General features: G+C 58.5%; 6 protein-coding genes. 4 read left to right on the top strand and 2 right to left on the bottom strand.

What is annotated here, in order from left to right:
• Positions 1 to 562: 562 nt before the first annotated feature.
• Together hpnH and B3759_RS02995 are read left to right on the top strand one after the other, a co-directional pair.
• Complete coding sequence (hpnH, locus tag B3759_RS03000; RefSeq protein ID WP_291363480.1) at positions 563 to 1759, top strand: adenosyl-hopene transferase HpnH; 1197 nt, start codon at positions 563 to 565, stop codon at positions 1757 to 1759.
• A 101-nt stretch (positions 1760 to 1860) separates the two neighbouring features.
• Entirely contained in the window at positions 1861 to 3150 is a 1290-nt protein-coding gene (locus B3759_RS02995) for a hemolysin family protein (protein ID WP_291363478.1), read from the top strand.
• Positions 3151 to 3160: 10 nt separating this feature from the next.
• On the opposite strand, the gene ccmB is transcribed toward B3759_RS02995, so the two are convergent.
• Together ccmB and ccmA are read right to left on the bottom strand one after the other, a co-directional pair.
• Positions 3161 to 3829 carry a heme exporter protein CcmB gene (gene ccmB, locus B3759_RS02990; RefSeq protein WP_291363477.1) on the bottom strand — a complete coding sequence of 223 codons (669 nt, stop codon included), beginning with the start codon at positions 3827 to 3829 and terminating at the stop codon, positions 3161 to 3163.
• On the bottom strand, positions 3826 to 4455 hold the full coding sequence (gene ccmA / locus B3759_RS02985) for a heme ABC exporter ATP-binding protein CcmA (protein WP_291363500.1): 630 nt from the start codon (positions 4453 to 4455) through the stop codon (positions 3826 to 3828). The genes ccmB and ccmA overlap by 4 nt, the downstream gene beginning before the upstream one ends.
• A gap of 259 nt (positions 4456 to 4714) precedes the next feature.
• Between ccmA and acnA the strand changes: the two genes are divergently transcribed.
• Together acnA and B3759_RS02975 are read left to right on the top strand one after the other, a co-directional pair.
• Positions 4715 to 7411: an aconitate hydratase AcnA gene (gene acnA / locus B3759_RS02980; protein ID WP_291363498.1), complete on the top strand. Its 2697-nt coding sequence runs from the start codon at positions 4715 to 4717 to the stop codon at positions 7409 to 7411.
• 31 nt (positions 7412 to 7442) lie between these two features.
• Positions 7443 to 7765: ATP-binding cassette domain-containing protein (locus tag B3759_RS02975; RefSeq protein ID WP_291363475.1), on the top strand; the 323-nt coding region annotated here is incomplete at its 3' end.

Genomic DNA, 7765 nt, shown 5'->3' with positions numbered 1-7765 from the left:
GAAACACGATCCAGCAACGGAAAGCGCCCACGCGTGGGTATACTCTTGCTGTCACCCGACGAAGGCTGGGAAGAAGGTGTGTTCTGGGCCATGACTGGTCACATCCATCGTCTGTGTATCACCGACAGGCTCGTCTGTGTGAGCCGTTGAAACGCCTGAACTTCAAGGTGTTTGCATAACCGTTGAAAGGTGGTGTCTGATGACACGCAGGCATTCGGGCTCATGAGACCCATGTGGTTGCAGACAAACAAAATGTCGGATCGATAAAAAAGTCTGGCCTGCTTGGTCGTGTTTCAGGGTGAGTTGCAAGGGTCGTTTTCCGAATGGCCGATTAGTGTGGTGTTATTGCAACAGATGTTCAATCTGCACTTGAGTGCGTCAAGGCGGTTATTATATAGGCATCAATCCGAATGCGTGGTGCCGTAGATGCACACACGCGCCATGACCTGTCCGCAGGCCTGAGCCACGAGACGGTTTCTATTCTTCTTTCCGGACATGGCCATATTATGTCCGCAACTTGATTGGACGTCGGCGTAAACGCCGACCTGAGGAGCAGAGCGTAATGGCGGTACCTTTGATGCAGGCTGTCCGGGTCGGTGCGTATGTTGTCAAACAGCATATCACCCGCAAACAGCGTTATCCCCTCGTGCTGATGCTGGAGCCGTTGTTCCGCTGCAATCTTGCCTGCGCGGGCTGCGGCAAGATCGACTATCCGGCGGCGATCCTGAATCAGCGTCTTACGATGCAGGAATGCCTTGATGCAGACGCCGAGGCCGGTGCGCCGGTTATCGCCATCGCTGGTGGTGAACCTCTTCTCCACAAGGAGATGCCGGAGATCGTCCGGGCGCTGATCGACCGCAAGAAATACGTCTATCTCTGCACGAACGCGCTTCTTCTCGAGAAGAAGATGGACGATTTCGAGCCGAACCCGTTCTTCTCATGGGACGTGCATCTTGATGGCGACAAGGACATGCATGACGCGTCCGTCTGTCAGGAAGGCGTGTATGAGCGTGCCGTTGCGGCTATCAAGAAAGCCAAGGCGCGCGGTTTCCGCGTTTCCATCAACTGCACCCTGTTCGACGGTGCCGATCCGAAGCGTGTTGCTGCCTTCTTTGATGAAGTGATGGCGATGGGCGTTGACGGTATCATGACTGCGCCGGGTTATGCGTACGAGCGTGCGCCTGATCAGGAGCACTTCCTGAATCGTCAGAAGACGAAGCAGCTGTTCCGTGAGATCTTCCGTCTCGGCAAGGGCCACAAGTGGCGGTTTACGCAGTCGCCTCTGTTCCTGAACTTCCTTGCTGGTAACGAGACCTACCACTGCACACCGTGGGGCAAGCCGCTTCGCAATGTGTTTGGCTGGCAGCGTCCGTGCTACCTGCTGGGTGAAGGCTACGCCAAGTCGTTCAACGAGCTGATGAGCGACACGAAATGGGATGATTACGGCACAGGCAACTATGAAAAGTGCGCCGACTGCATGGTTCACTCCGGTTACGAGTCCACGGCTGTGATGGATGCCGTGAAGCGTCCGTGGCACATCGCCAAGGTTGCGCTGTTCGGACCCGAGACCGAGAAGCCGATGGCGCCGGAAATCTCGCTGGCGAACCAGCGTCCTGCTCAGTACAACTACTCCGAGCAGGTCGAGGAAAAGCTGGAAGAAATCGTTGCCCGCAAGAAGCCGGCAAAGCCGCCGCGCGTCACAACCGTGGTCAGCGCTTCGGCTTCAGAGAAAGCTGTGCCAGTCGACGCCGCAGACTGAACAGGGCGTTAGATAATCGACACAGACTGCACTATATGGGGCGGAACCGGCTGGTTCTGCCCCTTTTTCTTTATTGACCCTGTTTCCCACGTTCGGATGTCATGACTGTTTCCATTCTGATCATTCTGCTGCTTGTCATATTGAACGGCGTTTTCGCCATGGGCGAACTGGCGCTGATTTCACTGAAGCGACCCCGTCTGGTGATGCTTCAGAGCCAGGGAGTGAAAGGAGCTGAACGGGCGCTCAAGCTGGCGGATGATCCGCAGCGCTTCCTTCCGACAGTGCAGATTGGCATGACACTGGTGTCGATTCTGGAAGGCACCTTCGGCGGCGTAAAGATCGAAGCCGCCCTGACCCCTTGGCTGGCCCAGTTTGCAGCGCTGAAACCGTTTGCTGAAGATATCTCCATGGTTGTGGTGGTGTTCGCCATCACAGGATTGATGCTGGTTCTGGGAGAACTGGTGCCCAAACAGCTGGCGCTTCAGTATCCAGAGAAGATTGCGGCGGCGCTGGCCGCACCGCTTGATATTCTGGGCATCATCACTCGTCCTTTTGTCTGGTTTCTTCGCCTTTCCTCCAACCTCGTCCTGAAGCTTCTCCGTGTTTCCGTGGCTGACAGACAGACGTTGACGGAAGAGGAGTTGCGAGCCGTTCTGCTTGAGGGGGCGCAGGCTGGCGTGCTGGAGCACGAAGAACGGACGATGATCGAGCGACTTCTGCGTCTGGCAGACCGGCCTGTCCGCGCCATCATGACACCACGTAACGAGATCGTATGGATCGAGCGCCATGTTCCGCGCGACGTGCTGGTCTCGACGTTAAGGGCAACCACTTTTTCCCGTCTGGTTGTCTGTGAAGGAGGCGTGGACAATCCGGTCGGCGTCATTCTGGCGAGTGACATGCTTGATCGCCTGCTCGACGGTATGCCGGTCTCGATCGAAGCAGGCCTCCGACAGCCGGTTGTTGTGCCCGATTCCATCTCCGCGCTGGATATGCTGGAACGGATGCGTTCCATCCCGTTGGGGATTGCGCTGGTTGTGGATGAATATGGGTCATTCGAAGGAATTGTGACGGCCTCCGATCTGTTCGATGCCATCGTCGGCGAGGTCAATGAGCACGGCCAGCACACCCTGCTGTCAGTCAAACCCGGTGACGTTGTAATCCTTGAGGGATCAGAGCCCGCCGATGAGGTGAAAGATCGGCTCGGGCTTGGAAAGCTGCCGGGTGAGGGGGATTATCACACCTTGGGTGGCCTGATTCTCGCCCTGCTGCGGCGCGTTCCGGCAGTTGCGGACAAGGTCGTGTTTTCGGGCTGGCTGTTCGAGGTGCTGGAAATGGAAGGGCGTCGTGTGACCCGCGTTCGGGCGAGTCGCCAGACGCTAGCGGAGAATTAGGCTCCACTTCCTACTCTGCGGCCGCCCGTAATCCTGCTCCGGCCGCAAGAGGGCAGAGTGGGAAAGCTCCGGCAAGGATGGCCAGAAGCAGTTCCATATCAGGTGCCCAGGCCAATCCGATTCGGGCCGAATCCACAGCCGCGGCCCCAAAAATCAGCACGGGTGTGACGAGCGGCAGTACAAGCAGCGGCAGCAGAACCCCGCCGCGCCGTGCGCCAAGCACAATCGACGCCGCCATTCCGCCAAAAAGCGACAACGCCATGGTGCCGGGTATCAATCCCGCCAGCAGCGCCGGAAAGGCATGTGTCGGCATATCAAGCATGATGGCCATTGGAACGGCTGCAATCAGCAGAGGTAGACCTGTTGTCAGCCAGTGAGCGGCCATTTTCGCCAGTGCGACAAGCGCAGGAGGCAGGCCGGTCAGCAGGAGATGATCCAGTGACCCGTCTTCCAATTCCGAACCGAACAGACGATCCAGCGGTAGAAGCGCAGCAAGGAGAGCGCACACCCAGATGACGCCGGGAGCCATACGTCGCAGCAATTCGGGAGAGGGGCCGAGCGCCAGCGGGAACAGCGCGCCTGCAAGAATGAAAAACAGCACAGCCCCGAGCGTGTCGGCCCCATGACGCAGGGCCAGACGCAGATCGCGCCCGATAATTCCAAGAAAAAGGCGCATCATACGTCCGTGAACTCCCCGGCCCAGTCATCCGCCGGAACCCCTGACAATGTCAGATGACGTACATCTTCCAGCGGAAGCGGGACGTGAGTGGTGACAATGATCATGCCGCCTTTCTGCCGGTGGTTACGGAGCGCTTCGCCAAGACGACCGACAGAATGAACATCCAGCCCAAGACTCGGTTCGTCCAGCAGCCAGAGCGGCGCCTGCGCGAGAATCACGCGGGCCAGGGCGGCGCGTCGTTTCTGTCCTGCGGAAAATAGCCGCACGGGCGTGTCAGCCAGAGGGCGCAGATCGAAACTGTCGAACGCCTCATCGAGAGAATTTTCATGCGCGAAGATGGAGAGATTCTCTCTTAGAGTCAGGCCCGGCTTCAGGGCATCCTGATGACCGAGATAGGCAATGTTGTGGGCGTAAGCCATGCGGTCAGCAAAGACATTGCTGCCCTGCCAGAGCAGTTCACCTGAATCCGGTTTTCTCAGCCCTGCCAGCACACGCATGAGCGTGCTTTTGCCCGCGCCGTTTGGTCCCGTCAGCAGCATCGCTTCGCCTGCGAAGAGGGAAAGACTCACCTGATCCAGCACGAGCCGCTCACCCCGGAAGACCGTGATGTCCCGTGCTTCAAGTATCGGAGAAAGGGAGGATGTTTCAGAGATGAGCCTGTTCCCCTGTTTGTGACCACAGGAAGAGGGCTTTTCGCTCTGCTCGCGTTCTTGTGGTCGCCGGTGCGCTTGTGCGGAGGCGCGCTCCCGGTATGTTCTAGCACCGATCAGAGATCAAGCCGGTGGCCCGGGACTCTTCCCGGGTACAGGCGCTCCCTCCATGATTGCTGGGGGTGCTGCCGGTTCGACATACCAGCGGGATGCTGTTGTCGCGGAGGGAATTTTTATGAAAGCGGTTGGGCACGATTCGCTGAAAACCGGGCGTGAGCTCAAGGTTGACGGCAAGACCTACCATTATTTCTCGATCCCGGAGGCCGAGAAGACCATCGGCAAGGTGGAGCGTCTTCCTGTCAGCCTGAAGGTGCTGCTCGAAAACGTACTGCGTTTCGAAGACGGTCGTTCTTACACGCCGGATGATGCGAAGGCGATTGCAGCGTGGCTTGAAAAGGCTCGCAGCACGAAGGAAGTTCCCTTCAAGCCGTCGCGTATTCTCATGCAGGACTTCACCGGCGTTCCGGGTGTGGTTGACCTCGCCGCGATGCGTGATGGCATCGTGCAGCTGAAGGGCAACCCGGAGAAAGTGAACCCGCTGGTGCCGGTCAACCTCGTCATCGATCACTCGGTGATGGTGGACGTCTACGGCACGCCGGATGCGCTCCAGAAGAACATCACCATCGAATTCGACCGTAACGGCGAGCGCTATGCGTTCCTGCGCTGGGGTCAGGAAGCGTTCGAGAACTTCTCGGTCGTTCCGCCCGATACAGGCATCTGCCATCAGGTGAACCTCGAATATATCGCGCAGGTTGCCTGGACGGCCGAAGTCGGTGGCAAGAACTACGTCTATCCTGACACGCTGTATGGCACTGACTCCCACACGACCATGGTCAATGGTCTGGGCGTTCTGGGCTGGGGTGTTGGTGGTATCGAAGCTGAAGCCGCCATGCTCGGCCAGCCGATCGCCATGCTTATCCCCGATGTCATCGGCTTCAAGCTGACAGGCAAGCTGCCGGAAGGCGCTACGGCGACCGATCTGGTGCTGACCGTCACCCAGATGCTTCGCAAGAAGGGCGTTGTCGGCAAGTTCGTCGAATTCTACGGCCCGGCTCTCGACCATCTGCCGGTTGCTGACCGTGCAACGATCGCCAACATGGCTCCGGAATACGGCGCAACATGCGGCTTCTTCCCGGTCGACAAGCTCACGCTTGACTACCTGCACGAGACAGGCCGTGATTCCCACCGCATCAAGCTGGTTGAGGAATACTACAAGGCGCAGGGAATGTTCCGCACGGCGGAAACACCTGAGCCCGTTTTCACCGACACGCTGGAACTCGACCTGTCCACGGTCGTGCCGTCCATTTCCGGTCCGAAGCGTCCGCAGGACCGCGTTGTTCTGACCGACGCAACCTCTGCGTTCGAAAAAGAGCTGACGTCGAGCCTTGGTGTGGCCGAAGCCGACAAGGACAAGAAGTTCCCGGTCGCCAACACCAACTACGAACTGGGCAGCGGCGATATCGTCATCGCGGCGATCACGTCCTGCACCAACACGTCCAACCCCGCCGTGCTGATTGCCGCCGGTCTCGTCGCCCGCAAGGCGCGCGCCCTTGGTCTGAAGCCGAAGCCATGGGTCAAGACATCGCTGGCACCGGGCTCGCAGGTTGTCACCGACTACCTGAACCGCGCCAGGCTGAGCGAAGATCTCGACGCTCTGGGCTTCAACACGGTCGGTTACGGCTGCACGACCTGCATCGGTAACTCCGGTCCGCTGGCCGACAACATTGTCGACACCATCGAGAACAACAAGCTGGTCGCTGTTTCGGTGCTTTCCGGTAACCGTAACTTCGAAGGCCGTATCTCGCCGAACGTGCGTGCGAACTACCTCGCCAGCCCGCCGCTGGTCGTGGCCTATTCGCTGCTCGGCACGATGCGCAAGGATATCACGAAGGAGCCGCTCGGCACGTCCAAGGACGGCAAGCCGGTCTACCTGAAGGACATCTGGCCGACGAACAAGGAAATCGCCGCGCTGATCGGTTCGTCGATCAACCGTGAAGAGTTCATCAAACGCTACGCCACCGTGTCCAAGGGCACGAAGGAATGGCAGGATCTCAAGATCGCGACCGGTTCCGAGACCTACAAGTGGGATCCGAAGTCCACCTACGTGCAGGATCCGCCGTACTTCAAGGATATGCCCGCCGAGCCTTCAAGCACGACGAGCAACATCAAGGGTGCGCGTCTCCTGGCTCTGCTTGGTGACAACATCACGACCGACCACATCTCTCCGGCCGGCGCCATCAAGAAGGACTCGCCAGCAGGCAAATACCTGATGGAGCACGGTGTAGAACCGAAGGACTTCAACTCCTACGGTTCGCGTCGTGGCAACGACCGCATCATGGTGCGTGGCACGTTCGCCAACATCCGCATCAAGAACGAGATGTGCCCCGGAACGGAAGGTGGTCTCTCCAAGCACTATCCGGACGGCAAGCAGGGCTTCATCTACGATGTGGCCATGGAGTACAAGAAGGAAGGCACGCCCCTCGTCGTCATCGGCGGCAAGGAATACGGCATGGGTTCGTCCCGTGACTGGGCTGCCAAGGGCACACTGCTTCTGGGCGTGAAGGCGGTCATCGCCGAAAGCTTCGAGCGTATTCACCGCTCCAACCTTGTGGGCATGGGCGTTCTGCCGCTGCTCTTCAAGGAAGGCACGGATCGCAAGACGCTGAAGCTGAAGGGTGACGAAACCTTCGACATTATCGGCCTTGAGAAGATCACGCCGCGCATGGACGTGACGCTGGTCATCACCCGCGCCGATGGGACGAAGGAAGAAGTGTCACTACTTTGTCGCATAGATACGCTGGACGAGGTGGAATATTACCGTCATGGTGGCATTCTCCAGTACGTCTTGCGTGGGATGCTGAAAGCTGCCTGATACAACTCCGTCTCTTCATGACGATGGCAAAATGGCTGGCCCGGATAATTCCGGGCCAGCCATTTGCGTTGAAACGGTACTTTGCGCTGAATCGATCAGTAAATCGTTCGATTCAAACAAGGTGCTCAATGGGGTGTCTCTGACCGTCGAACGGGGAGACCTCATCTCGATCATCGGTCCTTCGGGATGTGGAAAATCGACCTTTCTGAGGTGTCTGAATTTCCTGGAAATCCCCGATGAAGGCACGGTGACGATTGCCGACGACAGTATCCGTCGCTCGGGCGGTCCCTGGAAGGCTTCCGACGAAGCGCTGGCGCACAGGTTGCGCGCGCATGTCGGCATGGTGTTCCAGTC

Origin of the sequence: Acetobacter sp. UBA5411 (assembly GCF_002409645.1) — a bacterium.
Lineage (GTDB): Bacteria > Pseudomonadota > Alphaproteobacteria > Acetobacterales > Acetobacteraceae > Acetobacter.
This window is presented reverse-complemented; position numbering and strand designations above follow the sequence as displayed.